Here is a 26,414-nt window from a genome sequence, read left to right as displayed (position 1 = left end):
GGTGCGGGTGGTGCGGTGGTGCGGTGCAGTGCGGTGCCGGGGGTCAGCCGGCCGTGCTGCCGACGGGCGCCTGACCGAGCGCGCTGAGCTTCCACCCCTCGGCGGTCCGGGTGAGGCTGCCGAGCAACCGGCTCTCCTTCACCGCTGGTTCGCCCTTCGGCGCGGTCACCGTCACTCTCAGTGCCACCATCACCCCGGCTCTGCCCGCCCGTTGGTCCAGCTCGGTCACCGCCCCGGAGAGGACCTTCGCGGTGCTGACCGTCCTGGCCTCCGCGATCTGCTTCGCGAACGCGTCGCGCCCGTCCACCAGTTGGCGGTGGAGGTCGCCGGTCGTGGACTGCTCCCAGCTGTCGAGCCCCTTCTCCAGGGTGCGGTGGTCCAGGGTGTTCATGTTCTGCACCGCCTGCTCCCCCGCCGCCAGCGCGTCGTCCCGCGCCTGTGCGAAGGAGGCCGCGTCGTCGTGTGCGGCGTCGTAGCGCTGCCAGCCGCCCCAGCCCGCGGCTCCGGCCGCGCAGACGGCCAGCGCCATCGCGGCGATCACCAGCGGATTCCGTGCCCGTGCGCGCGCTGTGCGGGTGGGTTCCGTGCGCTCCCGTGCCATGTGCTGCCTCTCCCCTGCCTGCCGAACCGGACCGGTGCGCTTCCGCTTCCGGACCACCGTCATGTGGAGCCGATCTCGACGATCCGCCAGCGCTCGTCCCGTAGTTCGGCGGTGACGGCGAGCTGGGCGGACGCGGTCGTGGCGGTGCGTCCCCGGCGCTCGTAGACCTGGTCGAGGAAGACCAGGAGGCGGGCGCTGCCGGCGGTCAGCCGGATCACTCCGGCCCGGACGACCTGGGTGGTGAGCGTCAGCTGCTGGTCGGCGGACTGCCGCTCGACCTGGCCGAACAGTGCCGCGTACTGCTGGAGGGCCTTGCCCGCCAGGACCTCCTGCGCCGCCGCCTTGGTGACGGCCGTGGAACCGGGAGCGTACGAGAAGATCTTCCCGAGCGCGTCGCTGATGTCGCCCGTGATGCGCGCGGTCGCCTCGGCGTCGGTGAGCGCGAGGTTCGCCGTGGCCGGGGTGTCGCGGAGCTGTCGGCCCTCCGCGTACAGGGCGCCGCCCGTGGCGAGCAGGGCGAGGGTCAGGAGTACGCCGAGGGCGCGCGGCCAGCGGCGGCCGGGCATGTCCTCCGTGTGCCCCTCCTCGGGCCCGGCACCCGCCGCATCAGCGGACTCTGCCGCATCCGTCGTCGTGGCTTCAGCGGACTCCTTCGCATCCGTCGTCGTGCCGTTCATCGTCGCTGTCCCTCCCCGCTGTCTCATCGGCCGCCGCCCGTCCCGATCGCCGTGAGCGCTTTGACCTTCCAGCCGTCCGCCGTACGGGCGAGGGTCGCCCCGAACCGTTTGCGCTGGGTGCCCGCGGCGCCGGTGCGGGGGGTGACCTCGACGTCCACGGTGGCGATGAGCTCCGCCGTACCCATGCGCTCGTCCAGTGCGGTGAGCGCCGCCGCGGTGACCTTGCCCCGGGCGGTGTCGCCCGCCGTCGCGAGCGTCTTCGCGTCGGCCTTGGCGGTCCGCTTCAGCTGGTCGTGCAGCGGTCCGGTGGAGGAGTCGAGCCAGGCGCGGAGCCCGGCGTTCACCCGCCCGGCCTCCGTACCGTCCAGGCTGTTCAGCGTCGCGAGGTGCCGCTTCCCCTGGGCGAGGGCCGCGTCGCGGGCCTTCGCGTGGGCGAGGGAGCGGTCGTCGCGCGCCTGGCCGTACGACCAGGCGCCCAGCCCGCAGAGCAGGGCGGCGACGAGCAGTGCGGCCCAGCCGGCCGTCCGCCGGGTACGGGGGGTCACGATCCGCCTCCCAGGCCCAGCAGCCCGGCGATGCCGTCCGCGGGAGGCGCGGTGCCAGGGGTGCTGCCCAGGGCCCCGGGGAGCCGCATCTTGCCCGGTACGGCGGGTTCCGGCACCGGGCCTCCCTTGGGTGCGTTGGCGCTGCCGCGGACGTTGATGCCGGTGCCCGGGTCGGACGTACAGCGGGCGGCGGTGTTCACGGCGGGGCCGGACGAGATGTCCAGTCCGTTGCGGTAGACCGTTCCGCCGTATCCGGCCGTGCAGGGCAGCGGTTCGAAGAAGGTGACGGACATGCCGAACCGGGCGCCGTCGTCGTCGACCGCGCTTGCCCCGGCAGCCGCGACGGCGGGCAGCTTCACCAGTAGCTCCTCCAGGCCGCGTTGGCGGGTGACGGCGACCTCGGACGTGGTGAGGAGGTTGGCGACGACGACACCGAAGGCCGGGTCGAGGTCGCGCAGCAGCCCGCTGATCTGGACGGCCGCGTCCGGGGTGGTGGCGATGAGGCGGCGCAGATCGGTGTCGGAGCCCTTGAGTTCGGCGGCCAGCTCCTTGGCGCCCGAGGCGAAGCCCTTCAGCGCCTGCCCCTGTTCGGCCTGGGTGCGCAGGACCCTTTCGCCGTCGGCCATCAGCTTGGTGGTGACCGGCAGGGCCCTGTCGGCGGCCTCGATGAAGTCGCCGCCGGTGTCAAGCAGGACCTGGAGGTCGTCGCCGCGGCCTTCGAAGGCGGCCCCGAACTCCTCCACGACGGTCCGCAGGCTCTCCGGGTCCACAGAGCTCGCGAGGTCGTTGACGCTGGTGAGGACCTCCGTGGGGGGTGCGGGGATGGTGGTGTCGGCGGCGTCGATGACCGAGCCGTTACCGAGGAAGGGGCCGTCCTTGCGTGTGGGGCGCAGGTCGACGTACTGCTCGCCGACCGCCGAGAGGTTCGCGACGACGGCGGTGAGGCTGTCCGGGATCGGCGGGGCGTCCTTCTCGATGCGCAGTTCGGCCTCGACGCCGTCGTCGGTCAGCTCGATGGGGCCGACACGGCCGACGGAGACACCCCGGTAGGTGACGTTGGAGTGGGTGTACAGGCCGCCGGTCTGCGGGAGTTGGACCGTGACGGTGTAGTAGCTGCGCAGTCCTACGTACTGGCCGAGATCGGCGTAGCGCACGCCCAGATGGCCGAGGACCAGGACGGCGATGACGAGGAAGGCGAGGTTCTTCAGCCGGATGGCGAGGGTGATCACGGCGTCGCCGCCCCCTTTCCGTTCTTCGGGGTGCCGGACCCGGCGGGCGTTACGCCCGTACCGGATGCGGGCGTCTCGCCCGTACCGGACACGGCGGGCAGCGGTAGCGGGAGGCCGCTGCGGGCCGCCGATCCCTCGTCCTCGGCCGGGGGCTGCGGGATGCCGGGATCGCCCGGAGTGAGCGCCGGGATGATCTGCGTACCGGGCAGGGCGGTCACGTCCAGGTAGACGTTGAGGTAGTCGCCCTTCACGCCGCGCAGCACCTCGTCCGTGAAGGGGTAGGTGAGCAGCACCTGAAGGGAGTCGGGCAGGTCCTGGCCGGAGTCGGCGAGCGCCTTGAGGGTGGGCGCGAGGGCCTTGAGGTCGGCGATCATGTCGGCCTTGGTGCGGTTGACCGTGTCGACGGCGACGGTGGAGAGGGTGTCGAGGGAGCGCAGCATGGTCAGGAGGGAGCCGCGCTGCTTCTCCAGGACCTTGAGTCCGGGGCTGAGCCCGGTGAGGACGGTTCCGACGTCCTGCTTGCGGGTGGCGAGGGTGGCGGCGAGCCGGTTGACGCCGTCGAGGGCCTTGGTGATGTCGCCCTTGTTGGCGTCGAGGTTGGTCGCGAGGGTGTCGACCCGGCGGAGCACGGAGCGGATCTGTGGTTCCTGTCCCGCGAGCGCCTTGTTGAGTTCGGTGGTGATGGTCCTGAGCTGGTTGACGCCACCGCCGTTCAGGAGCAGGGACAGGGCTCCCAAGACCTCCTCGACCTCCGGATTGCGGTTGGTGCGGGCGAGCGGGATGCGCCCGGTGTCGGCGAGCGAGCCGCGTGCGGTGCCCTTGGGGGGCGGGGTGAGCTGGATGAACTTCTCACCGAGCAGGCTGGACTGTTCGAGGCGGGCGTAGGCGTTGGCGGGGAGGTCGATCTTCCCGTTGACGCGCATGGTGACCCGGGCGCGCCAGCCGTCCGGGGCGAGGGCGATGCCGGTGACGCGCCCGACGGACACGTCGTTGACCTTGACCGAGGACTGCGGGGCGAGGCTGAGGACGTCATCGAACTCGGCGGTGATCTCGTACGGCCGGTCGCCGAGGTCGGCGCCGCCGGGCAGCGGGATCTGTTCGATGCCTGTGAAGGCCGGTCCGTCGGTGCGGGCCACGGCCAGGGCGATGAGGGCGCCGGCGGCGAGCAGGGCGACGGTCGCGACGGCCGCCCGTCCGGCCGGTCCGCGCCGGGTGTCGTCGTTCATCGTCGCGCCCCCTTCTTCTCGCCGGGCTGTTTCTCGGGGGTACCGAAGACCGTGCCGACCTCCGGCAGCGGCAGGACGGGCAGCGCCTTGCGGCGGGCCGCGTCGACGGGCGCGAGGCCGCTGAGCCGCCCGGCGGCGGAGGCGGCCCCGGGGTCGACGAGCGGTCCGCCCATGGACAGTTCGTTGAGGTTGGTCCGCCCGTTGAGGGTCCGGTTGGCCGGGTCGTAGGCGTTGAGGACGTTCCCCGCGGCGAGCGGCAGGGTGTCCATCGCCTCGGCGAGCGAGGCGCGCTGGTCGGCCAGGGCCTGGGTGACGGGGACGAGGGCGTCGACGTTCTTCTTGAGCGCGCCGCGGTTCTTGGCGATGAAGGTCTTGACCTGGCCGAGTGCGGTGCCCAGTTCCTTGAGGGCGGCGCTGAGGTTCTTCTTGTCGTCGGCGAGGAACGAGGTGACCGAGTCGAGCTGCTGCTCGGCGGTGCGGACGTTGCTGTCGTTGTCCTTGAGCATGGTGGTGAAGGACTGGAGGTAGGTCAGGGTGTCGAAGAGGTCGCCGCTGCTCTTGTCGAGCGTCTTGGTGGCCTTGCCGAACTGTTCGATGGAGTCCCCGATGGCCTTGCCGTTGCCGTCGAGGTTCTTCGCCCCGGTGTCCAGGAGCCTGGCGAGCGCCCCGTCGGCGTTGGCCCCGTTCGGGCCGAGTGCGGTGGAGAGTTCGGTGATGGAGGCGTACAGCTCGTCGACCTCGACGGGGGTGGCGTTGCGGGCGGCGGGCAGGACCGCGTCGTCGGCGAGGCGCGGCCCGCCGTCGTAGGCCGGAGCGAGCTGGATGTAGCGGTCGGCGACGAGACTGGGGGCGACGACGACCGCGTGGGCGTCCTCGGGGACCTTGATGCCCCGGTCGAGGCGGAGGACGACCTTGACCTCCTCGCCCCGGGGTTCGACGGATTCGACGGTTCCGGCCCGGACCCCGAGGATGCGCAGGTCGGATCCGGCGTAGACGCCGGTGGTCCGGTCGAAGTAGGCGACGACGGTGGTCTTCCCGTCCTCCTCCAGGGCGCTCACGCCGGTGGCGGCCGCGACGGCGAGGAGGCCGAGTCCGGTGGCGATGCCGATGATGCGGGTGCGTCTCATGTCAGCGGCCCCCTTGCTGCCGCGGTGGCAGGCATCCGGTCGCCGGGGGTGTGCCGGCGGGGAGGTAGTTCTTGGGCACGACTCCGCAGACGTAGTTGTCGAACCAGCGCCCGCTGCCGAGGGTGTTGCCGACGAGGCGGCTGTAGGAGCCGGTCATGGCGAGGACCTTGTCCAGGCTCTTGCGGTTCTTGACCAGGACGGCGGTGACCCGGCTGAGCGATGCCAGGGTCGGTCCGAGCTGCTTCTCGTTGTCCTCGACGAGCCCGGTGAGCTGGGTGCCGAGGTTGCGGGTGCCGGTGAGCAGCAGGTGGATGGAGTCACGGCGGGCCTGGATCTCGCCGAGCAGCAGGTTGCCGTCCTCCAGGAGCGTTTCGAAGCTGCTCTTCTTCCCGGCGAGGGTCTTGGTGAGCTGTTTGCTGCTGCGGAGCAGGGTGGCGAGCTGGGCGTCGCGTTCGGAGACCGTACGGGACAGGGCGGAGAGCCCGTCGGCGGCGCTGCGGACATGGGGCGGGGAGTCCTTGAAGGTGGCGGAGATCGCCTCGAAGCTCTCGGCGAGCTGTCCGGTGTCGATCTCCCCGATGGTCTCCCCGAGGCCGTTGAACGCCTGGGTGACGTCGTACGGGGAGGTCGTGCGGCTCGCGGTGATACGGGTGCCGGGGTCCTGCGGGGCGTCGCCCAGCGGGTCGACGGCGAGGTACTTCTCACCGAGCAGGGTCTTGACGGCGATGCCGACGGTGGAGGAGTCGCCGATCCAGGCGTCCTTCACCCGGAAGTCGACCCGTACCTTCGCGCCGTCGAGGGAGACTCCGGTGACCTCACCGACCTTCACTCCGGCGATCCGCACCTCGTCACCTTCGGTGAGCCCGGCGGATTCGGTGAAGTCGGCGCTGTAGCCGGTGCCGTTGCCGACGAAGGGCAGCGAGTCGGCGCGCCAGGCGGCGAGGCCGAGGAGGGTCAGGACGAGGAGTCCGACGATGCCGACGGCGACCGGGTTGCGTTCCCGGACGGGAGTGATTCTCATGCCAGGCACCTCGGTTGGGTGATCGCGATGCCGGTGGGCGGCGGGCTGCCGTCGTCGTGGGCGACCCCGCTGACCTTCGCCTCGCAGAGGTAGAGGTTGAGCCACGATCCGTAGGAGGTCAGCCGGCTGATGGCGGCCATCTTGTCCGGGGTCTTCTGGAGGAAGTTCTCGATCTGCCCCGTGCCCTTCTCCAACTGGCCGCTGAGTCGACCCAGTTGCCGGACCGAGTCCTTGAGCGGCTTCCTGCCGTCCTGGAAGAGGTCGGCGGTGACCGTGGTGAGCGCGCCCATGGCCGTGACGGCCTCGCCGAGCGGTTTGCGGTCGCCGGAGAATCCGGTGACGAGCTTCTGGAGGGTGACGACGAGGTCGTCGAACCCGGCCTCCCGGTCGTTGACCGTCTTGAGGACCGTGTTGAGGTTCTTGATCACCTCACCGATCACCTTGTCCTTCGCGGCGACGGTGGTGGTGAGCGAGCCGACGTGCCGCAGGATGCTGTCGACGGTGCCCCCCTCGCCCTGGAGGACCTGGACGATGGACCCGGCGAGCTGGTTGACATCGGGCGGGGACAGCCCTTCGAACAGGGGCTGGAAGCCGTTGAAGAGCTGGGTGAGGTCGAGCGCCGGGGTGGTGCGGGAGAGCGGGATGGTGTCGCCGGGGGCGAAGGTCCGGCCCACGGGTCCGGCGCCCCGGTCGAGGTCGACGTACCGCTGTCCGACCATGTTGAGGTACTTGATGGACGCCGTCACCGAGGCGGGGAGCTCGCGCCCTTCGCGTACGGCGAAGGCGACCTCGGCCACCCGCCGGTCGGCGACGCGCACGGACTCGACCTGGCCGACCTTCACCCCGGCGATCCGGACGCTGTCGCCGGGGATGAGCCCGGTGGCGTCGGTGAACCGCGCCTTGTACGTGGCGGTGTCCCCGACGCCGGTGTTGGCGATGGAGAGCCCGAGGACGGTGGTGGCCAGGACGGTGACCACGATGAAGACGAGGGACTTGGTGATCGGCCCCGCGAGCGAGCGGCGTTTCACTTGAGCTTCACCTCCGCACCGCGGAAGGCCGGACCGATGAGCACGCTGCTCCAGTCGGGCAGGGTCTGTGGCTTCACTTTCAGCGAGGGAGCGATCAGCTCGTTGACGAGCCGGGACTCCTGGGGCGAGTTGGGCAGGCCGAGCGCGGTGTCCGTGTCCGTGCCTGTGTCTACGTCGGGGCCCTCGGGCGGTGCGGTGAGGTCGGCCGCCCGGCTGCGGACGTCGGCTGTCGGGGCGCCCTTGCCGACGTACGGCACGGAGTAACAGCGCGGTCCGCCGGTGGCGTTGTAGACCGGGGCGTCCCGGCCGGGGACGTATTTCCCCTTGGACGGGACGGACTTGACGCTCACGTGCAGCCCCGGCCGGTCCGTTCCCTTGCCGAGGGCCTTGTCCATGGCGGGCACGAATCCGGCCATGGTGCGCAGGGTGCAGGGGAACGAATCGGCGTACCGCGCGAGGAGTTCGAGGGTCGGCCGGCCGGAGGCGGTCAGCCGGATCAGGTTGTCCTTGTTCTCACGCAGGAAGGCGGTGACGTCCCGCGCGGCGGTGGTGGTCTCGCCGTACAGTCCGGCGAGCCGGGCCTCCTGGTCGGCGAGGGTGGAGCTGGTGGTGGTCGCGTCGGTCAGCGCGTCGAGGACGTCCGGGGCGGCGTCCGCGTACAGCGTGCTGACCTTGACGAGTTCCTTGATGTCCGCGTTGAGAGTGGGGAGTTGGGGGTTGAACTCCTTCAGGTGGCCGTCCAGCTTGGTGAGCGTCTCGCCGAGGCGTTCACCACGGCCCTCCAGCGCCTGGGAGACGGCGTTGAGGGTGGCGGACAGCTTCTCGGGCTTCACGGCGGTCAGCAGCGGCAGGACGTTGTCGAGGACCTGTTCCAGCTCGATGGCGTTGCTGGAGCGGTCCTGCGGGATCACTGCTCCGGCCGGCAGTGTGGCGCCGGAGGGGACGCGGGGCGGGACGAGGGCGACGAACCGCTGGCCGAAGAGGGTGGTGGGCAGCATCTGGGCGGTGACGTCGGCCGGGACGCGCTCCAGCTGGTCCCGGTCGATGGCCAGGGTGAGCCGGGCGCCGTCGCCGTCGGTGGCGATGGAGCGGACCTGGCCGATGACGACACCGCGCAGCTTCACATCGGCGTTGTCGTGCATCTCGTTGCCGACCGGCCCGGTGCGGACGGTGACGGTCGCGTCGTCGGTGAAGTCCTTCTCGTACACCGAGACCGACACCCACACCAGGACGGCGGGGACCAGCAGGAAGGCGACTCCGGCGAGCCGCCGTCGGACCGTACGGGTGCTGGATGTACGCATCAGCCCGCCACCTTCACCGTCGTCGTGGCTCCCCAGATGGCGAGCGAGAGGAAGAAGTCGGTGACGCTGATGAGGACGATCGCGTTGCGCACCGACCGGCCGACCGCCACACCCACGCCGGCCGGTCCGCCGGTGGCGTGGAAGCCGTAGTAGCAGTGGGCGAGGATCACCAGCACACTGAAGATCAGCACCTTGAGCACCGACAGCAGCACGTCCTCCGGCGAGAGGAACAGGTTGAAGTAGTGGTCGTAGGTGCCCGCCGACTGCCCGTTGAACAGGATGGTGATGTAGCGGGAGGCGAGGTACGAGGAGAGCAGCCCGATCGCGTAGAGCGGGATGATCGCGACCACCCCGGCGATGATGCGTGTGGTGACGAGGTAGGGCATGGACCGTACGCCCATCGCTTCCAGGGCGTCGACCTCCTCGTTGATCCGCATCGCGCCGAGCTGGGCGGTGAAGCCCGCGCCGACGGTGGCGGAGAGTGCGAGTCCGGCCACCAGGGGGGCGATCTCCCGGGTGTTGAAGTAGGCGGAGATGAATCCGGTGAACGCCGACGTGCCGATCTGGTTGAGGGCCGCGTACCCCTGGAGGCCGACGACCGTGCCGGTGAACAGCGTCATGGCGACCATCACGCCGATGGTGCCGCCGATGACGCCGAGCCCGCCGCTGCCGAAGGCGACCTCGGCCAGCAGCCGCTGTACTTCCTTGAGGTAGCGGCGCAGGGTGCGCGGAATCCAGACCAGCGCCTTGATGTAGAAGGTGAGCTGGTCGCCCGCCCGGTCGAGTCCGCTGAGCATCGTCATCTCTCAGCCCCCCTTCGCGGGGACGATCTGGAGGTAGATCGCCGTGAGGACCATGTTCACGAAGAACAGCAGCATGAAGGTGATGACGACGGACTGGTTGACCGCGTCGCCGACGCCCTTGGGGCCGCCGCGCGGGTTGAGGCCGCGGTGGGCCGCGACGATGCCCGCGATGAAGCCGAAGATCAGGGCCTTGAACTCGCTGATGTAGAGGTCGGGCAGCTGGGCCAGGGCGGAGAAGCTCGCGAGGTACGCGCCCGGGGTGCCGTTCTGCATGATCACGTTGAAGAAGTAGCCGCCGAGCGTGCCGACGACGGAGATCAGCCCGTTGAGCAGGACGGCGACGAGCATGGTGGCCAGCACCCGGGGCACGACGAGGCGCTGGATGGGCGAGACGCCCATGACCTCCATCGCGTCGAGCTCCTCGCGGATCTTGCGGGAGCCGAGGTCGGCGCAGATCGCGGACCCGGCGGCCCCGGAGATGAGCAGTGCCACGATGATCGGGCTGGCCTGCTGGATGACGGCGAGGACACTGGCGCCGCCGGTGAAGGACTGGGCGCCGAGCTGCTGGGTGAGCGAGCCGACCTGGAGGGCGATGACCGCGCCGAACGGGATGGAGACGAGGGCGGCCGGCAGGATCGTGACGCTGGCGACGAACCAGAACTGCTCGATGAACTCCCGCACTTGGAACGGTCTGCGGAAGATGGCCCGGCTCACCGCGACGGCGAGCGCGAACAGCCTGCCGGTCTCCCGGAGCGGGGCGAGCAGCCGGGACGGGCGACGCTGCTCGGGGGCCTTCCCGGAGGGGGGCGGCGGGGGTCTCTCGGGCGGCTCGGGCGGCCGTACCGGCATCGGGGCGGTCACGCGCGCGCACCTCCCGCCGCCGGGGCGTAGCTGTTGAGGATCGCCGTACGGGCGGCTTCCGGCAGCTGGCCCATCATCGACATCACGCGCTCACGGCGGCGCAGCGCCCCCTGGCGTACGGGCATCCCGGGCGAGGGTTCCAGCTGCGGGACGACGGTGCGGGGCCCGGTGGGCAGGACGACGGTGTCGTGCCGCCGCTCGGCGGCGAGGGTGGCGGCGTCCTTCTCCTCGGACATCCCGATGGGCCCTTCGCGGCGTCCGGCGAGGAACTGCGAGACGACCGGGGTGTCGCTGGTGAGCAGCACCTCGCGCGGCCCGAAGGTGACGAGGTTGCGGCAGAACAGCATGCCCATGTTGTCGGGGACAGTCGCCGCGATGTCGAGGTTGTGGGTGACGATGAGCATCGTCGCGTCGATCTGTGCGTTGAGGTCGATCAGGAGCTGCGAGAGGTAGGCGGTACGGACCGGGTCGAGGCCGGAGTCCGGTTCGTCGCAGAGGATGATCTGCGGGTCCAGGACCAGGGCGCGGGCGAGTCCCGCGCGCTTGCGCATACCGCCGGATATCTCGCCCGGCAGCTTTCCCTCGGCGCCGAGGAGCCCGACGATGTCGATGCGCTCCATGACGATACGGCGGATCTCGGATTCCTTCTTGCGGGTGTGCTCGCGCAGCGGGAAGGCGATGTTGTCGAAGAGCGACATCGAACCGAAGAGCGCACCGTCCTGGAACATGAGGCCGAAGAGTTTCCGCGTCTCCATGACGTCGCGTTCCGGGCTGTTCACCATGTCGACGCCATTGATGAGGACGCGCCCCTGTTCGGGCTTCAGCAGCCCGATGACGGATTTCAGGAAGACGGTCTTTCCGGTGCCGGAGGGACCGAGCATGACGCTCACTTCACCGGCGGGCAGGGTGAGGCTGACGTCCTGCCAGATGTTCTGCCTGCCGAAGGACTTCGTCAGGCCCTCGACGACTACCTCGATTCCCATCGGGCCTCCCTCGAAAGTGGTGGTGAACGGGGTCGCCGCCGACGCTCCGGCACGGCGGGAAAGCGCTTCGTACCGGCACGCCAGGGACGCTACGGTCCGGTAACCAGACCGCGCAATACTGGGTACGGATTTTCCTCGACGAGAATTATCGGCCCGCTGCGACTTGTTACCGAGTGAGCAATTGCCGTATCAAACCTGTCGGTTGGTGAGGAACTTCTGCGCCGGACAACGGGTGCACGGGAGCAGGAAAACGGGCCCTTACGGTCCCGTGGGAGCGCAAGGGCCCTTTTCCTGTTCAGGTTCGGGGCGGTGCGGGTGCGCCGTGCCGTCTACCGTTCGGGCTCCGGCACCCTCGGCGGGCAGTCCGGGCCCTCCGGGTTCGTCGCGACGCACAGGGGTGCCTGCGTCATCTTGGTGTAGTTGTCGGCCTTCCCGCCCACGCTGGAGATGGCCGCGGTGAAGACCGGGTCGAGGTCCTCGCCGACTCCGCACCCCTTGAACGGCGGAATGTGCGCGTACCCGGTCAGGTTTCCGCCGTACGCCACCAGATAGCCCGCTCGCGGATAGCTCTGGCCGTACCCCCGCAGCACCTGTTCGAAGGGCCGTTCCGTGCGGCAGTCGGGCCCGACGTCCAGCGGTACTCCGTTCACCTCGACGTCGGAGAGCCGCATGGAGAGCTGGGCGGTGACCGTCGTCTCCTCGGGATAGGTCGGTGTGTTGGTGACCGTGTGGGTGTGGATCGCGGCCGGGGGGCCCACCTGTTCCAGCGTCATCGTCGCGGTCGTCGGCATGAATCCGAAGCTGAGGAACGTGGCCTTCGTCGGTGGGAGTTGGCGTCGCCCCTCATAGTCGAAGTCCACCTCGGACGTGACGTCGACGGTGGAGGCGCAGGAGTCGTTGATGTAGCGCTTGTTCAGCACCACCTTCATGAACGCGGGCCCCAGCGCCGCGGCCCCGTCCAGCTTCGCGGCGTTGGCGTATCCGGCCGCGTACGTCTCGGCGGTGGTCATCACCCACTCGGGCGGGATCTCGATCGGACAGCTTCCGGGGTCCTCGTCGGCGACGGCTCCGCGCCGCTGCTCGGTGAGGGCGTCGATCTTCTCCCGTGCGTCGGGCGGCAGTCCGCCGGCGGGCGGGCTGGGTGCCGGGACCGGGTCGGCGTCGCTCTCGCCGGGCGTCGGCGCGGGGGAGGTCGGGTCGGTGTCCCCGCGGACCGTGACCGTGGCCAGGACGGGCTCCTCGCCCGGTGCGGGTTCGCATACGACGTCGAGCCCCGGGGGCGAGGTCGGCTCGGCCCCGTCTCCGTCCCCGTCCCCGTCACTGCCCCCGTCCGTGAACGAGGACAGTGACAGGGCGAGCGTGGCGGGCGTCAGGGTGGCACGCCCTGCGGTGCCGAAGGAGACCGTCGGGACGTCACCGGTCGCGGTCAGGGTCACCCCGCCCTCGTCGGGGAGGGCGACCGGAGGTGCGGTCAGATCCTGCCAGGAGGCGTCGGCGGACCGGTCGCCGACGGTGTTGCGGACAGTGAGGCGGGCGACGGCCGACAGCGTGGTCGCCTCCAGGCCGGTGAACCGGGCGAGCGCGCTCCGCTCCAGGTCCACCTCGACGGAGACCTGGCCGGGGCGGATCTCCTCGCCGGTGCGGACCGAGGTCGGAAGCACCGCCGAGACGACGACAGCCACCTCCTCGGGCCCGGAGGGGAAGGCGCAGGCGTAGCGGAGGGCGGCCTGTGACGTCTGTTCGGCCGCCGCCGATTCGGCGCCCGGAATGAGCGCGGTGGCGACGAGGAGTGTCCCGCCGACGGCCCAGTGGATCGGTCGTCTCGACGCGGCGCGTACATCGACGGTCATACGGAGGTGTCCTTCCGGCGCGCGTGTGCCCTGGACGGGATGGCTGCGGAAAGCGGTTCCCCTGCTCGGCCGCCCGGCAACGGAGCTGGGGTCGGGCAGCGAACCGATCGGTACGGTACGCACGCCGACGGCCGCGTGGGAAGTGCCGCGTTCGCGAACGGGTCCGCGGCCCGCGGACTTTGGCAACCGATGACAATCCACCGCCGCGGCCTTGTCCGCAGGTGCGTGAAACGCCCTCTTCGGCGCGGTCGACGCGTACGGTGCCCGGCCGTCGGCAGACCGGCCGGGCACCGCGTTCAGCTGTGGATCGTCACCGGTGGCGGGTCAGCCGCTGATGACCGGGGACTGGCCCGTAGCCGTGTTCACGATGGTGTACAGGCCCGCGAAGCTGGCGGCCGTGCCGACGATTCCGCAGCCGCCGCCGACCTTGTTGGTGATGCTCAGGGTGAGTCCGCCGCCCGCCGTGTTCAGTGTGCCGTTACTGCCTCCGGCGCTCGGGTTGTTGTACTTGGCGGCGACCTTGCCGGTGACGTCGAAGGAGCAGGGGCCGAGGATGCTGCTTCCGGTCACCTTCGCCGTGATCGCTCTGATCTCACCGGTCGTCCGGCCGGTGGAGTTGGTGCCCGCGCCCGCCGTGTAGTCCAGGCCCCAGATCTGCCAGGGGGGCGTGGTGGCCACCGTCCACGTCGAGCTGAACGGTCCGGTGCAGGGCGAGTTGAACGAGATCGCCGAGATGGACGCGAGCTGGGCCGGGCTTCCGGCGACCGGGGAGGACGGGGCCGAGCCCGAGGCTGCGGAGGTGGCGCACTGGATCTTGTTGCCGTTGTTGTCGGTCAGGACGGTCACACCGGCGCTGCCGGTGAAGTCGCCGGTCGGCGTGATCGTCCAGCTGGTCGGCGCGGCGACGGCCGAGGGGGCGGCCAGGACGACGGATGCCGCGGCGGCACCGATCGCGGTGAGGACACCGGTTCGCTTGAACATGGGGATACTCCCTTTTCTCGTCCCATTGGGGATGCGGCTGAGGATGACTGGAGTGGTGACTGGAGAAGGGCTTGCACGGACGTGGGGGGGGTCCGGGGTCGGGCCCCGGGGGGCTCCGGGACAACTCCGCGGAGAGGGTTCTCGGCTCACCTCCTCGTATCGGGGTGCGCGGCCTACTGCCGTGCGGAGTGCCAGAATTCCGACAGCTTTCGGCCCTCGTGCGGCGCGAGGCCGGCGGGGTCGTAGGGGCTGCCGAAGTACGTCGAGGTGTCGTCGAGCGTCACGCCGTTCTTCCCGGCGGCGGACGGGAGACCGGTCTTGAGGTTCACCGCCCAGTCCAGGAGCCCCGCCCCGCAACCGCTTGCCCCCGGTACGGCGAAGGCGGCGTCGCCCTGGTCGGCACCGGCGAAGGTGTAGCGCCCCATTTCGCCCGCGTCGTCCCGGGTGCCGTCCGCCGCGAACCGCTGGAGCGAGATGCTCGGGGCGTTAAGGTTCTGCGGCTTCAGAAGCACCGGATCGGCAGTGGTCCCGATGTAGCACTTGTCACCCAGGAACGGATTCTTGAGGTGGATGCGGACCGGGATGGTGAGAATGGGCTCACCGGTGGAGAACGCGGCGCTCATATTGAAGTCGCGGGGCGCTCCCACCGGTTCGATGGTGGCCGTCACGCGATTGAGGCTGTTGTCCGTGAGCTGGCGGCAGATCACGGAGACGAGGGGAATTCCACTGGGGCACATCAGCCCGAGCAGTCCGCCCGGAATCTCGGCCGGATCGGCGGTGAGCGCCCCTTCCGGCGGGGCCACCAGTGAGGTGGTGCCGTCGCTGCGCTGGATGACACCGAGCTGCAGATCGGTGGTGCCGGTGGTCACATGGCTCTTGCCCAGCGTGATCGATCCCGTGACGGAACCGGAGGCGATACAGGTGGCGATGGCGTCGATCCCGTCCGCGGCCAGCATGGCGGGCGCGTCGACCGGGCAGCGGTCGAAGGGCGCCCAGTCCCCGTTGAGCTGCGTGGCCGCGGTGGCCGAGCCGGTGGAGAGCAGAGCACTCAGGGCCGTGAATGCCGCGAGTACTCCTGTGCGGGTTCGCCTGGAAACGGATCTCATGTGGTCCCCTCTGTCGGCCGCCGTGGTGCGGCCTCGTACACGAAGTTGACCGGCCTCGGATCGAACCGGCAGCGGAGGAACGGGGCGTCAAATTTCGGGCAGATTTCGTGACCGAATTGACCGAGGTGTGATGTTACTCGCGGGAAACAGGGCGACACAATCCGTCTCACTAAGATCTTTTGCGCGACGCGCTTTTTGATCCGTAAATGAGTAACGGACCTTCATCCCCTTATCAAGGAATGCGCATCGCGAGGCCGGGAAATGCGCCTGCGGCCGGCGGGACCCGTACACCGCGCGTACGCCGGGCCCCGGGCGTCGGCACCCGGGAAGCCGCTCGCGCCGAACCCCGGCAGAGCACGGGCGAATCAGCCAGGCGGCCGAAATCCAGCACCCGATAGCAGGCAGTACGGCCGACCTGCACGGAAGTCCCACACTGCGGCCGAGATGTGTGCCCCCTGCACTTCGATCTTGTCCAAGTGGTGTGCAGCCCCAGTTCCTTGGTCTATCTTCGTCGCGGACTTGGTACGCACCTGTCGGTTCGTGGGAGCGCTTTCCCCCACCGTCTCACCCCACCACCGGGCGCCGAGAGAAAGGGGACTTGACATGCCACATCTCATCCAGCCGCTGGATACCGGAGACCCGCTGGGGCCACTCCCGCAGGAATTCGCCGCGATCATGCGACCCGAACTGCCCAGCCTCATCAAGGAAATCGGCGTCGAGGTGACCCGGGCCTATCCGGAATACGCCCGACTGCTCGACGGACCGAACGGCCAGGCCATCCGGGTGGGTGTGGAGCAGAGCCTCTCCTCCTTCGTCGACCTGGTCGCCGAACCCTCCTCCCCCACCACGCTCCGGGACGACATGTGCCGCCGCTTCGGGCGGTTCGAGGCGTACGAGGGCAGGACCATGGACACCCTCCAGGGGGCGTACCGGTTGGGCGCGCGGGTGGCGCTGCGGCGGGCCAAGAAGGTCGGGCAGAGCTACCACCTGTCGCCCAGTCTGATGCTGAGCTTCGCCGACGCGCTCTTCGCCTACGTCGACGACCTGGAGGCGCTTTCCCGGGAAGGCTTCCTGGAGGTGCAGTCCCAGTCGGGCGAGCACAGCGAGGCGCTGCGCCGCCGCCTCCTCCACCTGATCCTCGCCGGGCGCCCGGCCCCCCGCAGCGCCATCGCCGACCTGTGCGAGCAGACCGGCTGGGCGCTCCCCGACGAGGTCACCCTGGTCGCCGTCCGCGCCCCGGCGGAGCTGGACCGGCTGAGCGCGGACCGTGACGTGCTCGTCGATCTCAGCGCCCCGCAGCCGCACTTACTGATTCCGGGGGCGCTGGACGAGCCCCGAAGATCCATGCTGGCGCAGGCCCTTGCGGCGTCCCGCGCGGCGGTCGGACTGACCGTTCCCACCGTGCTGGCCTGCGAGTCGGTCCGGTGGGCCCGCAGGGTGCTGGAGCTCGTCGACTCCGGGGTGATCGACGACGCTCCGCTGATCGACTGCGAGGACCACCTCATCACCCTGTGGCTGCTCTCCGATCCCGCCCTGCTCGACCAGCTCGCCCAGCGGGAGCTGGCCGCCGTGGCGGGGATCAGCGCGGGCCGTCGCGAGCGGCTGGTCGAGACGCTGCGGATCTGGCTCGACACCCGGGGGACGGCGGCGCAGATGGGGGCGCTGCTCGATGTCCACCCGCAGACGGTGCGCTACCGCATGCGCAATCTGGAGTCCATCTTCGGTGACCAACTCGTCGATCCGGAGAGCCGCTTCGCCACCGAGGCGGTGCTGCGCGCGCTCCGGCTGCGCTCCCGCGCCGACGGCACATCCCCCTGATCCGGATCACGTCCGCCGCCGCGGGTCAACTTACCCGCGCGTAAGGGGAAATAGACGGTCAGTCCCAAACGGTTGCGACACGGAGACGTATCCGACGAGAAACCCGGAACCGCGTCCCGTACACAAGGAGGAGCCTGCCGCTCATCCGGCGGCGGGTCCGTGCGCCGCCTCCTGGCCGACCATCCGAGAGGGAACGCTTCATGACCGCCTCGCACCTCCTCGTCCCCGTGCCGATCCCGGACCGGGTCGCCGCGCTGATCGGTTCGTGCATTCCGCCGCACATCCTCCAGGCGGAGTTCGACGCGGACCGCGCGGCCCGCGAGGTCCGCCGCTTCCGAGGTCCGCTGCTCGGCGTCGAGGACCAGGCCGACCGCGAGCAGGCCCTGTCGGACCTGGCCCGCGCCAACAAGGTGCTGGCCGCACACCACCCCCGGCTGGCGGTGCTGCCGGACTCCCCCTTCTGACCGGCTCGGCCTCGCACGTGACGAGGCGTCCGGACCGGCCGCACGCACGGTTCGTGACGGTCCGCACATGTGATTCTCATCGCCCCGGACGCGTCCGGACCGGCCGGGGCGAAGGAGTGGGCGGCGGCTTCCGGCAGCCCGGCCGCGGGCGCCGCCGATCGGGTCGACCAGCACGTACCGGCGCGGCGATTCCCTGCTCCCCCAGCCCCCGACGTGCGGTAACGGCCGCCTGCCCGGCAGGGCCAGGCCGATGCGTGACGACGGCGTGAAGCCTCTTCACGACACAGCCTGGCGGGGGCGTCGGGCTCTGCCGGGCGGGGCGTTCGGGGTGTGCCGCCCGCGATGACGCGGACGTCACCCCGCCGCCGTAGCGCTAGCCTCTTCACATGACCTCCACTTCGACCGAGCTGGACCCTGCCCGTCCGATGGTTGTCCTGAACGCGGAGATCCGTGCCCTGGTGGCGGACGGCGCCATGGTGTCGCCGGAGGGCCGCCGGGAGTACGAGCGGCTGCTGGTCGAGTGGGTGGCGGCGGTCCGGGGCGGAGCCCGCTGACCCTGCGGCCGGGCCGGCCGGGCCATCGGGGATAGTGACGGCACGGACACGCCCCCACCCCCGGGAGAACCCATGACCGCCGCCTCCCCCGCAGGCTCCCGCCGCCCCTCTCTGCTCCTCGTCACCGATCTCGCGTACGAGGCACGGGGGCGGCGCTACTGCGACGAGGACATCTTCCTGGCCTCCCGGCTGCGCGAGGCGTTCGACGTGGCCCTGTGCCATCCCCGGGACGCGGCCGCGCTGCTGGAACGTTTCGACGTCGCCCTCGTACGCAACAGCGGGCCCGTGCTGCACTATCAGGAGGCGTACGACGCGTTCCGCGCGCGGGCCCTGGAGCTGCGGGTGCCGGTCTACAACCCGCTGGCCGGTCGCGGCGACATGGCGGGCAAGGAGTACCTGGTGGAACTGAGCCGGGCCGGGTTCCCGGTGATTCCCACGGTGGACCGGGAGATGGATCTGGCCTCGCTGCCGGAGGTCACGGAGTACGTGGTCAAGCCGAAGCTGGGCGCGGACTCGGTCGGGCTGCGGTTCGTCGCGGGGGACGCGGCCGGCGCCGAGCTGGCGCGGGCGGCCGAGGGCTCCCTCCTCGTCCAGCCGAGGGTCACCTTCCGCTACGAGATGTCCTTCTACTTCGTCGACCACGACTTCCAGTACGCGCTGTACGCGCCGGACCCGGAGCGGCGATGGGTGCTGGAGCCGTACCCGGCGAGCGCCGAGGATCTGGCGTTCGCCCGGCGCTTCATCGACTGGAACGCCCTCGCGCACGGCATCCAGCGGGTCGACGCCTGCCGTACGGCGGAGGGTGCCCTGCTCCTCGTGGAACTGGAGGACCTGAATCCGTATCTGTCGCTCGACCGGGTGGGCGAGGACGTCCGGGAGGCGTTCGTGGCGCGGCTGACGGAGTCGGTCCTCTCGCTGACCGGCTGACCCCCGTCCGGACTGTCCCCGCATGCGGGCGGCGGGGGCCGGTGTGAGGGTGCAGACGTGACCACTGCCAGCGAGCCAGCCCCCGCCGCGCAGAGTGCCGCCGCGCCGCCGCCCGTCCTCGACCGGCGGCGCCGGAACATCATCTTCACCACGATCGTCCTCGGCATGCTGCTGGCGGCGCTGGACCAGACGATCGTCGGCACGGCCCTTCCCACGATCGTCTCGGAGCTGGGCGGCGCCGAGCACATGTCGTGGGTGGTCACGGCGTATCTGCTGGCCGAGACGGTGGCGACCGTCCTGGTCGGCAAGTTCGGCGACCTGTTCGGACGGAAGCTGGTCTTCCAGATCTCGGCGATCATCTTCATCACCGGGTCGTTCCTGTGCGGTCTCGCCTCGGACATGCTGCTGCTGATCATCTGGCGCGGTATGCAGGGCGTCGGAGCGGGCGGGCTCATGGTCACGTCGATGGCGCTGATCGCGGACGTGATCCCGCTGCGCGAGCGGGGCAAGTACCAGGGCGCGATCGGTGCGGTCTTCGGTATCTCGACGGTGATCGGACCGCTGCTCGGCGGCCTGTTCACCGACCATCTGACCTGGCGGTGGGCGTTCTACGTCAACGTACCGATCGCCATCGTGGTGGTGATCGCGGCCGCCCGGAACATTCCGTCGGTGAAGGCGGCGGGACGGCCGGTCATCGACTACGCCGGTATCGCGCTGGTCGCCGTCGGGGCGAGCGCGCTGATCCTGGCGACGAGCTGGGGCGGCAACGAGTACGCCTGGGGCTCGTCCGTCATCATCGGCCTCTTCACCGGCGGGCTGATCGCCCTGGCCCTCTTCTGCCTGGTGGAGCGGCGGGCCAGGGAACCGATGCTGCCGATGCGACTGTTCCGGAACCCGGTGTTCACGGTCTGCTCGATCCTCAGCTTCATCGTGGGCTTCGCGATGCTCGGCTCGATGATCTTCCTGCCGACCTACCTCCAGTACGTGGACGGGGACTCGGCGACGCTCTCGGGCGTGCGGACCCTGCCGCTGATCGTCGGTCTGCTGGTCGCCTCGATCTTCAGCGGCAATGTGGTGAGCAAGACCGGCCGCTACCGCCTCTTCCCCATCGTCGGCACGCTGGTCATGGCGGCCGGGCTGTTCCTCCTCTCCCGGATGGGGCCGGAGAGCGGGGTGTGGCTGGAGTCGCTGTACATGGTGATCCTGGGGCTCGGCATCGGGCTGGCCATGCAGGTGCTGACGATCGCCGTGCAGAACACCGTCGACTACGCGGACCTGGGTACGGCGACCTCGGGCGTGACGTTCTTCCGTACGCTCGGCAGCGCCTTCGGCACGGCGGTGTTCGGCACGATCTACGTCAACGCGCTCCAGCCCAATCTCGCCGAGGGGGTCGCGCAGGCGGTCGCGGCGGGCGGCGACCCGGCGGCGCTGATCGGCGCCTCGCAGAGCCCGCAGGCGCTGCACGCGCTGCCCGCCGCCCAGGCTGAGCCGCTGGCTCAGGCGTACGCGCAGACGCTGCACACGGTGTTCCTGTGGACGGTCCCCGTGGCGCTGATCGGCTTCGTCGTCGCGCTGTTCCTCAAGGAGGTGAAGCTGCGGGACTCGGCGCGGCTCTCCTCGACGGACATGGGCGAGGGCTTCGCCCAGCCCGGCAGCGGCGACTCGGAGATGCTTCTGGAGATCTCGGTGGCCAAGATCCTGCACGGCGCCGGCCCGGAGACGGCGCGCCGGATCGTCGCCGAATCCGACACCCGCCTCGACATGGCGGGGGCCTGGGCGGTGATGCAGGTGGACCTGTTCACCCGGATGGTCGGCCACGCGGGCCTCGGGCTCATCGCCGCCCGGCACCGCATCCCGCCGGAGGTCCTGGTGCCCGTCTTCGACCGGATGATCGAGGAGGGCTATCTGACGGGGGACGGGCGGCTCTTCTCGCACACGGCGGCGGGCCGCCGCGAGGCGGCGGTGATCTCCGACGCCTGGGGCCGCTGGCTCAACGAGCGCCTGGCCGAGGACGGCGCCCGCCCGGACGACCGCCGGCTCCGAGCCACGGTGGACCTGATCGCCAAGCGCCTGCTGGCGGAGGACCTGGCCCAGGAACTGTCCCCGGCGCCGAATCCCGGCGGCTCGACGCGGGTGGGGGCCCCGGCCTGAGCCTGCCGGGTGGGCCGGGCCGACCGGATGGACAGAGCCGACCGGATGGGCCGAATCAGTCGACGAAGACCGCCGTCGTGTAGACCCAGGCGCCCTCGTGGCGGGTGAAGCGGCTCTTCTCGTGGAGAGAGTCGGGACGCCCGTCGTCGGTGTAGTGGGCGCGGAAGGTGACCGTCCCGGCGGTGTGGAAGGCGCTGCCCTCGGTGGTGTCCAGGATCTCCAGCCCCGTCCAGCGCATCGCGGGGTCGAAGTCGACGGCGGGCGGCCGGGTCTCCGGGTGCCAGGTGCGCAGCAGGTACGCCGCGTCCTGGACGACGAAGGCCGCGTACCGGGAGCGCATCAGGGCCTCGCAGGTCGGAGCGGCGGCGGTGCCGGAGTGGAAGCGGCCGCAGCAGTCCCCGTACGTCGTGGGCAGGCCGCAGGGGCAGGGGGCCGCGGGCGTGATCCGCGGGGCGGCGGCCCGGGGCCGGGAGGTGCGTCGTGACATGGGTCCATTGTGACGCGGGGCGCCCGTGACACGCTCCGCCCCGCCCCGCGTACGTCGCGCGGGGCGGGGCGGGGGACTCAGACCTTGCGCGCTACGCCCGCGTAGCCCGGGATCGGGTCGTCGCCGGGGACGTCGACGACTTCGCCCAGCTCGGGGTGCCAGTCGGCGGAGAGCGAGACTCCTGGCTCGACCAGTTCGAGGCCGTCGAAGAAGGCGGTGAGCTCGGCGTGCGAACGGGGGCGCAGGGTCATCCCGCGCTCCTTGTACATGGCGCGTGCCTGCGCCGCACCCTCCGGGTTGAAGTCACCGGTGGTGTGCGAGAGCACCAGATAGCTGCCGGAGGGAAGCTGCTCGACGAGCTTGTCGACCAGGTCGCCCGCGCCGTCCTCGTCGTCGATGAAGTGCAGCAGGGCCAGCAGGGACAGGGCGATCGGCTGGTCGAAGTCCAGGATCTCGCCCGCCTCGGCCAGGATGCTCTCGGGCTTGCGGGCATCGGCCTGGATGTACTCGGTGGCGCCCTCGGGGGTGGAGCGCAGCAGGGCCGCCGCGTGGGCGAGGACGATCGGGTCGTTGTCGCAGTAGACGATGCGGGCGTCGGGGGCGGTCCGCTGGGCGATCTGGTGGAGGTTCGGCTCGGTGGGTATGCCCGTGCCGATGTCCAGGAACTGGCGCACCCCGTTCTCGGCGAGCCAGCGGGTGGCCCGGTGCATGAACGCCCGGTTGACCCGCGCCATGTCGCGGCCGCGCGCGTCCAGCTTGAGGAGCTGGCGCGCCATCTCCTCGTCCACCGGGTAATTGTCCTTGCCGCCGAGGAACCAGTCGTACATCCGGGCCGGATGCGGCTTGCTGGTGTCGATCTCGATGGAGTGGGGTTCTTGCCCGGCCATGGCTCGCTCCGTGGGTTGGGGGTCCGTACGTCGACGATCAGGAAAATCAGAAGGATCAGAAGAATCGGAAAGACAAGGATCGGGAAGATCGGGAGGGCCGACGAACAACTCTGCCGGCTCGTGCCCAAGTGCCTTGTCAGGCCGGGTTCTTCGGGGCCCGGACAGGATATGCGGCGGGGGCCTCAGGTGAGGAGGAAATCCGCCTGGCCCGCCTTGGCGCCCTGGATGAACGCGGCGATCTCGCCGTTGGAGTAGATGAGGGCTGGACCGTCCGGGTCGGCGGACTGGCGCACCGCGACCCGGCCGTCCGCCAGCTTCATGGCCTCGACGCAGTTGCCGCCGTTGCCGCCGCTCCACGGCTTGTACCAGCCTTCGGAGCCGAGATCACCGGCCGGCATGCCGTTGTATATGTGGTTCATCACAGCTCCTTGCGGAAGTCCCGGAGGATTTCCTTCGTGCGTTGTGCGGTTGCGGCCTGCGCCGCCATGCGGTCCATGGCCTCCAGGTAGGAGGCCACCTCGGGACGGGCGTCGAAGTAGACCGCACCGGTCAGGTACTCGCTGTAGACCATGTCGGGGAGTTCGGGCACCGCGAACCGGAAGAGGACGAACGGCCCGTACGTCCCCGGGTGATGGCCGGTCGCGAACTCCGCGATCTGCAAGGTGACATGGGGCAGCTCGGTGGCTTCGAGCAGCCTGTCGGCCTGTCCGCGCATGGTCTCGGGGCTGCCGACGGGACGCCGCAGGACGGTCTCGTCCATGATCACCCACAGCTTGGGGGCCTCGTCCTTGACCAGCAGGGACTGCCGTTCCATGCGCAGCGCCACATGCCGCTCGATGTCCTCGGGTCTGGTCTGGCCGACCGCCCCGGTGCGCATCACGGAGCGCGCGTAGTCCTCGGTCTGGAGCAGTCCGGGGACGAAGTGCGGCTCGTACATGCGCAGCAGGCTCGCGGCGCCCTCCAGGCTGACGTACATGCTGAACCAGTCGGGCAGGACGTCGTGGAAGCGCTGCCACCAGCCGGGCTTGTTCGCCTCCTCGGCCAGCTCGACGAAGGCCTCGGCCTCGGGGTCGGCGACACCGTACGCCTTCAGCAGCAGCTGGACGTAGGGGATCTTCAGTCCGACCTCGGCCGTCTCCATCCGGCGTATCGTCGCGGGGGCGACGCGCAGCACCTTCGCCGCCTGATCACGGGTCAGGCCGACGCGCTCGCGCAGATCTTGCAGGCGCTTGCCGAGAACGACCTGGCCCACGGTCGGGGCGGACCGCGGTTCGCTCACTTCAGACCTCCCCATGCGCTGTTTTGCGAGCAGTGTGCCACGCGTGCGCCCCCAACGACACAGTCACTCTGAAAAATTCAGAGTGCCCCTTGCCAAGTGTCCGCGTCAGGGGGAGAGTTGACTCCCGAACCAGTTCGCTCGGTCATGCCCGCTCCCGCATCCGGGGGCACGAAGCGTGACGCAGCCCCCACTGTGAGGAATCGGTCGTGGCACCTGGCAGTGCGCTCATCCCCCGGCTCATGGACCTCAGTCCCGGGACGGAGGCGCTCCGTTACTGCTTCGCGCTGCCCGCGCACCCCGGTTCGGTGGCCGGGGCCCGGCAGCTGACACGGGCCCGGCTGGACGCCTGGAAACTGACCGGCGACGCCTACGACGCGGCCGTTCTCATCGTCTCCGAGCTGGTCACCAACGCGGTCGTGCACACGACGAGCGCCCGGGTGGTGTGCGAGCTGCGCTGCCTCGGCAGACGGCTGCGGATAGCCGTGCAGGACCAGGGACACCCGCTCGACGGCCCCCGGCTGCGCCGCTCCTCCGACGACGAGCACGGCCGCGGTCTGCTCCTGGTCGACGCGATGAGCAGTTCCTGGGGATCGCACGACGCCGGGGACTCCTCCGGTCTCATCGTGTGGGCGGAACTGCCGCACAGCACGGAGCGACCGTGCGGCACGGAGCGGCCATGCTGAGGAACGCGCTGTCCCGGCTGCGCGGTGCGCACCGGGACCGGGCGGCTCCCGTGGAGACCCGCGCCGGGCGTGTACGGCTGGCGCTGCCCGCCTCGATGTCGGCCAGCCTGGGCTGCGACGCGGTGGGCGTCCCCGCGCTGCACGGCTTCCGCCTGATGTCGCATCTGCCGCGCACCGGCTGCGTCTTCGCGGACGCCGACCGCTGGTGGTGGATCGTCCCGGCGGGCTCGGACCTGGACCTGGACTGGCCCGAGCAGGTGACCTACGCGCGGGGCGCCGATGTCCCCGCCGGGCGGCCCCGGCTGATCCACTCGCCGGACGCGCTCACCCCGTACACCCCGCCGATCCCGCTCTTCCTGATGGTCTGCCAGGTGACCGGGGTGGCTCCGAGCTGGACCGCCGCCACCGCGCCCACGGCTGTCTCCGCGCCCTGAGCAGCCCGGACACTAGCCCTGCGTCCCGTCGAGGCGGGCGAGCTCCGGATGGACCTCGGTGTACCGCTCGACCAGCCGCCGGGCCGCCGCGACGGAGTCGACGAGCGGATGCAGGGCGAAGGCCCGTACGGCCGCCGCGCGGGAGCCGCTCTCCGCCGCCTCCAGCACCGCGCGTTCCACGGCCTTCACCGCGGTGACGAGTCCGACGGCGTGGTACGGGAGCGGCGTCACGGCCACCGGGTGGGCTCCGTTGGCGTCGACGAGGCAGGGCACCTCGACGACCGCTTCGGCGTCCAGTGCCGCGAGCGTGGTGCGGTTGCGGACGTTGAGGATCAGCGAAGTGCGTTCGTTGCGGGCGACGGCCCGCATCAGGGCGAGCGCGACCTGTTCGTAGCCGCCGGACTCCAGGTCGCTCTCCTCCCGCTCCCCCGCCCCGGCCACCTCGCGGTTCTCCGCCATGTAGGTGGCCTCGCGTTCGGCACGGGTGCGCTCCCACGTGGCCAGGGCCGGGGTACCGGGCTCCCGCATCCGGGCGTAGAAGCCCTCCTGCTGGTCGCGGAGGAACGCGCCCCGGGTCTGGTCGGCCTCCTGGTAGGCGCGGACGGCTTCGCGGTTGAAGTAGTAGTAGTGCAGGTACTCGTTGGGGATCGCGCCCAGGGACCGGAGCAGGTCGGCGCCGAAGAGCCGCCCCTCCTCGAAGGATTCGAGCAGCGTGGGGTCGGTGAGCAGCCGGGGCAGTTCGTCCCGCCCGTCCACGTACAGGCCCTGCACCCAGCCGAGGTGGTTGAGGCCCGCGTAGTCGATCCAGGCGCGCTCCGGGTCGGCTCCCAGGGTGCGGGCGATGCGCCGCCCGAGCCCGACCGGTGAGTCGCAGATTCCGATGACCCGGTCGCCCAGATGCCGGGACATGGCTTCGGTGACGAGGCCCGCCGGGTTGGTGAAGTTGATGACCCAGGCGTGCGGGGCGAGGCGGGCGATGCGCCGGGCGAGGTCGAGGGCGACGGGGACGGTGCGGAGCCCGTACGCGATGCCTCCGGCGCCGACGGTCTCCTGGCCGAGCACCCCCTCCTCCAGGGCCACCCGTTCGTCAGCGGCGCGCCCGGCGAGGCCGCCGACCCGGATCGCGGAGAAGACGAAGTCTGCGCCGCGCAGGGCCTCGTCCAGCTCTGTGGTGGCGACGACGGCGGGGGCGTCCGCGATGCCGCGCGCCTGTTCCTCCAGGACGCGGGCGACGGCGGTGAGCCGGTCGGCGTCGGTGTCGTACAGCGTCACCCGGGAGACACGGCCCTCGGCGTGATCGCCGAGGAGGGCCCCGTACACGAGAGGCACCCGGAATCCGCCACCGCCAAGAATCGTCAGCTTCACGCTGCTCGATAGTACGGGGAGGCCCG

General features: G+C 70.6%; 27 protein-coding genes. 7 read left to right on the top strand and 20 right to left on the bottom strand.

All coding sequences use genetic code 11. The features are described from left to right. Window positions 1–43 precede the first annotated feature (43 nt). The 15 genes from ACZ5WC_RS25275 to ACZ5WC_RS25205 all read right to left on the bottom strand — a co-directional run bounded on the left by ACZ5WC_RS25275 (window position 44) and on the right by ACZ5WC_RS25205 (window position 15,339). Entirely contained in the window at window positions 44–601 is a 558-nt protein-coding gene (locus ACZ5WC_RS25275; RefSeq protein ID WP_468542943.1) for a hypothetical protein, read from the bottom strand. 59 nt (window positions 602–660) lie between these two features. Next, on the bottom strand, window positions 661–1,278 hold the full coding sequence (locus ACZ5WC_RS25270; RefSeq protein ID WP_468542942.1) for a hypothetical protein: 618 nt from the start codon (window positions 1,276–1,278) through the stop codon (window positions 661–663). Between the two features lie 23 nt (window positions 1,279–1,301). Then, window positions 1,302–1,823, bottom strand: coding sequence for a hypothetical protein (locus ACZ5WC_RS25265; RefSeq protein ID WP_468542941.1), 522 nt, complete (start codon window positions 1,821–1,823; stop codon window positions 1,302–1,304). Beyond that, window positions 1,820–3,052, bottom strand: a complete 1,233-nt coding sequence (locus tag ACZ5WC_RS25260) for an MCE family protein (protein ID WP_468542940.1) — start codon at window positions 3,050–3,052, stop codon at window positions 1,820–1,822. The genes ACZ5WC_RS25265 and ACZ5WC_RS25260 overlap by 4 nt, the downstream gene beginning before the upstream one ends. Further along, the gene (locus ACZ5WC_RS25255; protein ID WP_468542939.1) at window positions 3,049–4,278 is read right to left on the bottom strand and encodes an MCE family protein; all 1,230 of its coding nucleotides are present in this window, start codon (window positions 4,276–4,278) and stop codon (window positions 3,049–3,051) included. Before ACZ5WC_RS25255 ends, ACZ5WC_RS25260 begins: the two co-directional genes overlap by 4 nt. Beyond that, window positions 4,275–5,405, bottom strand: coding sequence for an MCE family protein (locus ACZ5WC_RS25250; protein ID WP_468542938.1), 1,131 nt, complete (start codon window positions 5,403–5,405; stop codon window positions 4,275–4,277). The genes ACZ5WC_RS25255 and ACZ5WC_RS25250 overlap by 4 nt, the downstream gene beginning before the upstream one ends. 1 nt (window position 5,406) lies before the next feature. Next, window positions 5,407–6,426 carry an MCE family protein gene (locus ACZ5WC_RS25245; RefSeq protein WP_468542937.1) on the bottom strand — a complete coding sequence of 340 codons (1,020 nt, stop codon included), beginning with the start codon at window positions 6,424–6,426 and terminating at the stop codon, window positions 5,407–5,409. Next, window positions 6,423–7,454: an MCE family protein gene (locus ACZ5WC_RS25240; RefSeq protein WP_468542936.1), complete on the bottom strand. Its 1,032-nt coding sequence runs from the start codon at window positions 7,452–7,454 to the stop codon at window positions 6,423–6,425. The genes ACZ5WC_RS25245 and ACZ5WC_RS25240 overlap by 4 nt, the downstream gene beginning before the upstream one ends. Further along, window positions 7,451–8,755 carry an MCE family protein gene (locus tag ACZ5WC_RS25235; RefSeq protein ID WP_468542935.1) on the bottom strand — a complete coding sequence of 435 codons (1,305 nt, stop codon included), beginning with the start codon at window positions 8,753–8,755 and terminating at the stop codon, window positions 7,451–7,453. The genes ACZ5WC_RS25240 and ACZ5WC_RS25235 overlap by 4 nt, the downstream gene beginning before the upstream one ends. Beyond that, entirely contained in the window at window positions 8,755–9,558 is an 804-nt protein-coding gene (locus ACZ5WC_RS25230) for an MlaE family ABC transporter permease (protein ID WP_096629389.1), read from the bottom strand. Before ACZ5WC_RS25230 ends, ACZ5WC_RS25235 begins: the two co-directional genes overlap by 1 nt. Before the next feature lie 3 nt (window positions 9,559–9,561). Further along, complete coding sequence (locus ACZ5WC_RS25225; RefSeq protein WP_468542934.1) at window positions 9,562–10,419, bottom strand: MlaE family ABC transporter permease; 858 nt, start codon at window positions 10,417–10,419, stop codon at window positions 9,562–9,564. Further along, complete coding sequence (locus ACZ5WC_RS25220; protein WP_468542933.1) at window positions 10,416–11,402, bottom strand: ABC transporter ATP-binding protein; 987 nt, start codon at window positions 11,400–11,402, stop codon at window positions 10,416–10,418. Before ACZ5WC_RS25220 ends, ACZ5WC_RS25225 begins: the two co-directional genes overlap by 4 nt. A gap of 329 nt (window positions 11,403–11,731) precedes the next feature. Continuing rightward, entirely contained in the window at window positions 11,732–13,252 is a 1,521-nt protein-coding gene (locus ACZ5WC_RS25215; protein ID WP_468542932.1) for a DUF6801 domain-containing protein, read from the bottom strand. A 324-nt stretch (window positions 13,253–13,576) separates the two neighbouring features. After that, complete coding sequence (locus ACZ5WC_RS25210; protein ID WP_468542931.1) at window positions 13,577–14,233, bottom strand: hypothetical protein; 657 nt, start codon at window positions 14,231–14,233, stop codon at window positions 13,577–13,579. A 173-nt stretch (window positions 14,234–14,406) separates the two neighbouring features. After that, window positions 14,407–15,339, bottom strand: coding sequence for a hypothetical protein (locus ACZ5WC_RS25205; RefSeq protein ID WP_468542930.1), 933 nt, complete (start codon window positions 15,337–15,339; stop codon window positions 14,407–14,409). 603 nt (window positions 15,340–15,942) lie between these two features. Between ACZ5WC_RS25205 and ACZ5WC_RS25200 the strand changes: the two genes are divergently transcribed. The 5 genes from ACZ5WC_RS25200 (at window position 15,943) to ACZ5WC_RS25180 (ending at window position 21,253) form a co-directional block, all read left to right on the top strand. Further along, window positions 15,943–17,157, top strand: a complete 1,215-nt coding sequence (locus ACZ5WC_RS25200; protein ID WP_468542929.1) for a PucR-like N-terminal domain-containing protein — start codon at window positions 15,943–15,945, stop codon at window positions 17,155–17,157. Between the two features lie 200 nt (window positions 17,158–17,357). Beyond that, on the top strand, window positions 17,358–17,621 hold the full coding sequence (locus ACZ5WC_RS25195; RefSeq protein ID WP_468542928.1) for a hypothetical protein: 264 nt from the start codon (window positions 17,358–17,360) through the stop codon (window positions 17,619–17,621). Between the two features lie 386 nt (window positions 17,622–18,007). After that, window positions 18,008–18,175 (top strand): hypothetical protein, encoded by a 168-nt coding sequence (locus tag ACZ5WC_RS25190; protein WP_179500208.1) that lies wholly within the window; start codon window positions 18,008–18,010, stop codon window positions 18,173–18,175. 72 nt (window positions 18,176–18,247) lie between these two features. Beyond that, a complete protein-coding gene (locus tag ACZ5WC_RS25185; RefSeq protein ID WP_468542927.1) occupies window positions 18,248–19,102 on the top strand; it encodes an ATP-grasp domain-containing protein in 855 nt (284 codons plus the stop codon). Window positions 19,103–19,159: 57 nt separating this feature from the next. Further along, the gene (locus ACZ5WC_RS25180) at window positions 19,160–21,253 is read left to right on the top strand and encodes an MDR family MFS transporter (protein WP_468542926.1); all 2,094 of its coding nucleotides are present in this window, start codon (window positions 19,160–19,162) and stop codon (window positions 21,251–21,253) included. Window positions 21,254–21,308: 55 nt separating this feature from the next. On the opposite strand, the gene ACZ5WC_RS25175 is transcribed toward ACZ5WC_RS25180, so the two are convergent. The 4 genes from ACZ5WC_RS25175 to ACZ5WC_RS25160 form a co-directional block, all read right to left on the bottom strand. Continuing rightward, the gene (locus tag ACZ5WC_RS25175; protein ID WP_468542925.1) at window positions 21,309–21,740 is read right to left on the bottom strand and encodes a YchJ family protein; all 432 of its coding nucleotides are present in this window, start codon (window positions 21,738–21,740) and stop codon (window positions 21,309–21,311) included. Between the two features lie 77 nt (window positions 21,741–21,817). Next, window positions 21,818–22,627 carry an SAM-dependent methyltransferase gene (locus ACZ5WC_RS25170; protein ID WP_468542924.1) on the bottom strand — a complete coding sequence of 270 codons (810 nt, stop codon included), beginning with the start codon at window positions 22,625–22,627 and terminating at the stop codon, window positions 21,818–21,820. A 182-nt stretch (window positions 22,628–22,809) separates the two neighbouring features. Further along, window positions 22,810–23,046, bottom strand: a complete 237-nt coding sequence (locus ACZ5WC_RS25165; RefSeq protein WP_018955330.1) for a DUF397 domain-containing protein — start codon at window positions 23,044–23,046, stop codon at window positions 22,810–22,812. Then, window positions 23,046–23,906 (bottom strand): helix-turn-helix domain-containing protein, encoded by an 861-nt coding sequence (locus ACZ5WC_RS25160; RefSeq protein ID WP_468542923.1) that lies wholly within the window; start codon window positions 23,904–23,906, stop codon window positions 23,046–23,048. Before ACZ5WC_RS25160 ends, ACZ5WC_RS25165 begins: the two co-directional genes overlap by 1 nt. Before the next feature lie 206 nt (window positions 23,907–24,112). On the opposite strand from ACZ5WC_RS25160, the gene ACZ5WC_RS25155 reads away from it, so the two are divergent. Next, a complete protein-coding gene (locus ACZ5WC_RS25155; protein ID WP_468542922.1) occupies window positions 24,113–24,589 on the top strand; it encodes an ATP-binding protein in 477 nt (158 codons plus the stop codon). Continuing rightward, window positions 24,583–25,023 (top strand): hypothetical protein, encoded by a 441-nt coding sequence (locus ACZ5WC_RS25150; RefSeq protein WP_468542921.1) that lies wholly within the window; start codon window positions 24,583–24,585, stop codon window positions 25,021–25,023. The genes ACZ5WC_RS25155 and ACZ5WC_RS25150 overlap by 7 nt, the downstream gene beginning before the upstream one ends. Before the next feature lie 12 nt (window positions 25,024–25,035). Here the strand turns inward: ACZ5WC_RS25150 and ACZ5WC_RS25145 are convergent, their stop codons facing one another. Next, window positions 25,036–26,388 carry a 6-phospho-beta-glucosidase gene (locus ACZ5WC_RS25145; RefSeq protein ID WP_468542920.1) on the bottom strand — a complete coding sequence of 451 codons (1,353 nt, stop codon included), beginning with the start codon at window positions 26,386–26,388 and terminating at the stop codon, window positions 25,036–25,038. Window positions 26,389–26,414 lie beyond the last annotated feature (26 nt).

The sequence above is a fragment of the Streptomyces sp. NPDC033165 genome (assembly GCF_055577965.1).
This window is presented reverse-complemented; position numbering and strand designations above follow the sequence as displayed.

What these genes read in the sequence shown, in the direction of transcription:
- ACZ5WC_RS25275 (WP_468542943.1), bottom strand. Translation starts at nt 601, where the DNA reads ATGGCACGGGAGCGCACGGAACCCACCCGCACAGCGCGCGCACGGGCA.
- ACZ5WC_RS25270 (WP_468542942.1), bottom strand. Translation starts at nt 1,278, where the DNA reads ATGAACGGCACGACGACGGATGCGAAGGAGTCCGCTGAAGCCACGACG.
- ACZ5WC_RS25255 (WP_468542939.1), bottom strand. Translation starts at nt 4,278, where the DNA reads ATGAACGACGACACCCGGCGCGGACCGGCCGGACGGGCGGCCGTCGCG.
- ACZ5WC_RS25250 (WP_468542938.1), bottom strand. Translation starts at nt 5,405, where the DNA reads ATGAGACGCACCCGCATCATCGGCATCGCCACCGGACTCGGCCTCCTC.
- ACZ5WC_RS25245 (WP_468542937.1), bottom strand. Translation starts at nt 6,426, where the DNA reads ATGAGAATCACTCCCGTCCGGGAACGCAACCCGGTCGCCGTCGGCATC.
- ACZ5WC_RS25235 (WP_468542935.1), bottom strand. Translation starts at nt 8,755, where the DNA reads ATGCGTACATCCAGCACCCGTACGGTCCGACGGCGGCTCGCCGGAGTC.
- ACZ5WC_RS25230 (WP_096629389.1), bottom strand. Translation starts at nt 9,558, where the DNA reads ATGACGATGCTCAGCGGACTCGACCGGGCGGGCGACCAGCTCACCTTC.
- ACZ5WC_RS25220 (WP_468542933.1), bottom strand. Translation starts at nt 11,402, where the DNA reads ATGGGAATCGAGGTAGTCGTCGAGGGCCTGACGAAGTCCTTCGGCAGG.
- ACZ5WC_RS25215 (WP_468542932.1), bottom strand. Translation starts at nt 13,252, where the DNA reads ATGACCGTCGATGTACGCGCCGCGTCGAGACGACCGATCCACTGGGCC.
- ACZ5WC_RS25210 (WP_468542931.1), bottom strand. Translation starts at nt 14,233, where the DNA reads ATGTTCAAGCGAACCGGTGTCCTCACCGCGATCGGTGCCGCCGCGGCA.
- ACZ5WC_RS25205 (WP_468542930.1), bottom strand. Translation starts at nt 15,339, where the DNA reads ATGAGATCCGTTTCCAGGCGAACCCGCACAGGAGTACTCGCGGCATTC.
- ACZ5WC_RS25200 (WP_468542929.1), top strand. Translation starts at nt 15,943, where the DNA reads ATGCCACATCTCATCCAGCCGCTGGATACCGGAGACCCGCTGGGGCCA.
- ACZ5WC_RS25195 (WP_468542928.1), top strand. Translation starts at nt 17,358, where the DNA reads ATGACCGCCTCGCACCTCCTCGTCCCCGTGCCGATCCCGGACCGGGTC.
- ACZ5WC_RS25190 (WP_179500208.1), top strand. Translation starts at nt 18,008, where the DNA reads ATGACCTCCACTTCGACCGAGCTGGACCCTGCCCGTCCGATGGTTGTC.
- ACZ5WC_RS25185 (WP_468542927.1), top strand. Translation starts at nt 18,248, where the DNA reads ATGACCGCCGCCTCCCCCGCAGGCTCCCGCCGCCCCTCTCTGCTCCTC.
- ACZ5WC_RS25175 (WP_468542925.1), bottom strand. Translation starts at nt 21,740, where the DNA reads ATGTCACGACGCACCTCCCGGCCCCGGGCCGCCGCCCCGCGGATCACG.
- ACZ5WC_RS25170 (WP_468542924.1), bottom strand. Translation starts at nt 22,627, where the DNA reads ATGGCCGGGCAAGAACCCCACTCCATCGAGATCGACACCAGCAAGCCG.
- ACZ5WC_RS25165 (WP_018955330.1), bottom strand. Translation starts at nt 23,046, where the DNA reads ATGAACCACATATACAACGGCATGCCGGCCGGTGATCTCGGCTCCGAA.
- ACZ5WC_RS25150 (WP_468542921.1), top strand. Translation starts at nt 24,583, where the DNA reads ATGCTGAGGAACGCGCTGTCCCGGCTGCGCGGTGCGCACCGGGACCGG.